This is a genomic window from Pseudomonas sp. AGC41 (genome assembly GCF_057334555.1).
Map to the genome: position 1 here is coordinate 11,650 of NZ_JBHFJB010000090.1, position 602 is coordinate 12,251.

Sequence of the window (602 nt, forward strand, 5' to 3'; positions counted from 1 at the left end):
ATATTGGCTGGACTACCGCTTTCGCGAGCAGCCCCCCTCCCACAGGTTTCGTCGACAGCTCATTGCTTGACGTGAACGTCAACCTGCCATTAGCTTAGCGCCAATCCCTTTCGTTTCGAGCGCTTCCATGAGCAGCCAGACCTACAGCATCTCCGACCTCGCCCGCGAACTGGATATCACCACCCGCGCCATCCGCTTCTATGAAGAGCAGGGTCTGTTGCGCCCGGAGCGGCGGGGTCAGGAACGTGTCTACTCGCCGCGGGACAAGGTCAGCCTGAAACTGATCCTGCGGGGCAAGCGCATCGGTTTTTCGCTCGCCGAGTGCCGTGAGTTGATCGAACTCTACGACCCCAGCAGCGGCAATCAGAAGCAGCTGCACAGCATGCTGGCGAAAATCGCCGAACGGCGTGAACAACTCGAACAGCAGTTGCTGGATATCGAACAGATGAAGCTGGAGCTCGACACCGCCGAAGAACGTTGCATCCAGGCGCTGGAGCAGACGATCAAGGGCGAGGAAGTTGTCCAGTAACAACACGTCCCCTGTGGGAGCGAGCCTGCTCGCGATGGCGGTGTGTCAGTCATATCAATTTTGCCAGTTGTTC

At 58.3% G+C, this 602-nt stretch carries 1 protein-coding gene; it reads left to right on the top strand.

Features of this window, described 5'->3' with window-relative positions:
• Positions 1-127: 127 nt before the first annotated feature.
• A complete protein-coding gene (locus ACE04F_RS16495) occupies positions 128-529 on the top strand; it encodes a MerR family transcriptional regulator (protein WP_486108317.1) in 402 nt (133 codons plus the stop codon).
• Positions 530-602 lie beyond the last annotated feature (73 nt).